Source organism: Mesorhizobium sp. M2A.F.Ca.ET.067.02.1.1, assembly GCF_004023285.1.
Lineage (GTDB): Bacteria > Pseudomonadota > Alphaproteobacteria > Rhizobiales > Rhizobiaceae > Mesorhizobium.
This window is the reverse complement of sequence record NZ_RZSB01000882.1, coordinates 1-2,230: the sequence shown is the minus strand read 5'-3', so window position 1 is coordinate 2,230 and position 2,230 is coordinate 1. Positions and strand designations below refer to the sequence as shown.

The 2,230-nt window shown below is 60.1% G+C and carries 2 protein-coding genes and 1 pseudogene; all 3 read right to left on the bottom strand.

Annotated elements, in window-relative coordinates; genetic code table 11:
- Positions 1 to 338: 338 nt before the first annotated feature.
- Positions 339 to 530 (bottom strand): zinc-binding dehydrogenase, encoded by a 192-nt coding sequence (locus EOA28_RS39725; RefSeq protein WP_210212016.1) that lies wholly within the window; start codon positions 528 to 530, stop codon positions 339 to 341.
- Between the two features lie 10 nt (positions 531 to 540).
- Positions 541 to 1,239, bottom strand: coding sequence for a zinc-binding dehydrogenase (locus EOA28_RS33195; protein WP_210212015.1), 699 nt, complete (start codon positions 1,237 to 1,239; stop codon positions 541 to 543).
- Positions 1,240 to 1,957: 718 nt separating this feature from the next.
- Positions 1,958 to 2,230 (bottom strand): annotated as a pseudogene (locus EOA28_RS39220) (hypothetical protein); the annotation flags it as partial.

Genomic DNA, 2,230 nt, shown 5'->3' with positions numbered 1-2,230 from the left:
GTATTAAGTACATTGATTTTATTTAGTTTTTCGTGGGTCAAAATCAGAAATCTTCCCGCATCGTTCCGTATGGTTCTGTGACGCAGTCGACTTTAGCTAACCCCAATGCCTCCTTTGCAAACATACGCGGCCCTTCGGAGCCATGTTCCAAAATGACCGCAATGGGGCCGGAAGTGCCCGACCGGTTTCGGGATGATGCTGCCGACGAGCCGCCGTTCGGTTCGCCCTAAATCTGCTGGTCAGCAATGCGCTGCAAAGCGGGCGTTGAACGGCCAAGGCCGACGCTAGAGGCGGCTCTTCGCGGTTCAAAGGCTCTGCTCTTGCTCGGCAACACCTTGTCAGGAGGCCAGCGAATTGCAGATCAGCACGAGCTTGCCCTTAACGCCTCCCTGACCGAGCAGCTCTTGGGCACGACGAGCCTCGGTCAATGGCATCTGCTCGGCCACCATCGGCTTGATCTTCCCGTCGCGAAGCAGCTCGAGTAAGGCGCCGAGATCTTCGCGGAACCAAGCGAGCTTCCACCGTTTCAAATATTGTATGCTATAGGGGAGTATGCGTCGTTGGCCTGGTGAAACGAAAGCGCGGACCGCATACCACGTAGGTCGTAATATCCCGCGAAGACGATAACGCAAGCCGCCTGCCAATTGGCCCTTCTGCAGAAATGAAGTGAAGCCATAGGCTATGACGGCCACCAGGCCTCAGAGTCCGAAACGAGCGCCAGACATTGGCTTCGCCGACCCCGTCGAAGACGACATCCACGCCGTCGTTTGTCAGGCGATGGATCTCCTTGACGAAGTCGGCCCCCTTGTAGTCGATCGGCGTGGCCCCAAGATCGGATACGATCTGATGAGCTGTACGAGAGGCAGTCCCATACATCTCTAAACCTGCTAGGTGGCCAAGTTGCAGCAGAGCCGTGCCCACCCCGCCGGCCGCGCCGTGAATAAGAACCCGCTGTCCCGGTGAGGCATGCCCAAGGCGATGCATCATCTGATAGGCCGTAACGTAGTTCAGCACGAGGCTGACTGCCTCTGCGGGATCTACACCAGTTGGAACCGGAGTGAGCTCATATTCCGGCAGGCAGATGAACTGGGCGTAGCCACCATGAATGGGCAGCGCCGCAACCATTTTACCAACCATTGCATGGGACGCTCCCTCTCCGGCCTCGTCCACGATGCCTACAATGTCCCATCCTGGCGTGAATGGCAGGATCGTCTTTTCCGGATGAATCCCCTCTCGCATCAATAGCTCTGCGAAAGACGCCGGCGGCGATTGTTCGCACCCGCAGCTCACCTGACGCCGGATGGGGCGCGTCTTCCTCCACGATCTCCAGAACTTCAGGTCCGCCGTAGTGGCGAACAACGACGCGCAGAGACTTCATGGCAGGCTCGGTCCAGATTGAACTCTCCATTGAGGCGAACTCAGACACAAAGGTGGCGCGCACCGGTATGAAGCGACTTGCTCCAGATCAAACCCACCAGAAATCGGTCCCCGCCAACGAATAGCTGCTTATTTGCGCAAGATGATATTGGGACGCAGCCTCGACAGGAGCAGCTCAGCTGCCATCGGGCGTGGGTGGAAACAAATGTGGGCTCACGACCCCGAGCTTTGAACGTCTGATATCCTCGCCGTGAAGCCGGAAAGCCGGCACTCCGATTCCGTGAAGAGTTCGGGCGCCGGCAGGCGTACGAAAGTCCTCGAGGAAGGAACCCGCGGGCCACAGGCGATGGCTATGGGGATTTCGAATTTCGGCCGGTGTCGGCTGATGGCGCGACCGCAGTTGGGAGAAGCCGGCATGAATGCGGATAGACCGCTTCGTTGCACCTCCGCGCGATGTGGTCGGCCCGGCGCTGGTCCGGACGTGTGCCTGTCGGCCCCAGCAATCACTACGGATACGCGCGCGGGCCCGTTGCCGAAGGCCGGGCGCCTGCGGCTGAACGCTGGATGCTGCCACGCTGGGTCATGGACACTTCTCCCGGTTCGTCGCCGTTGCGCGCGGCGGTCCGCGCGGCTGCCTCCGCCGTTCGAACACCTCGATGACGATCATGCGTCCGCCGGCCATGCCGGCCGGCGCCGTCGAAGATGGTCCCTTCTCGACCGCGACCTTCTTGGCGCGGCCGAGCATCTCAAGCGTGACGTTCTCCAGCTTGATGTCGAGATCCTCGCTGATGGCCGTGCCGCCAGTCAGGATGGCGATGTCCTCCAGCATGGCTTTGCGGCAGTCGCCGAAGCC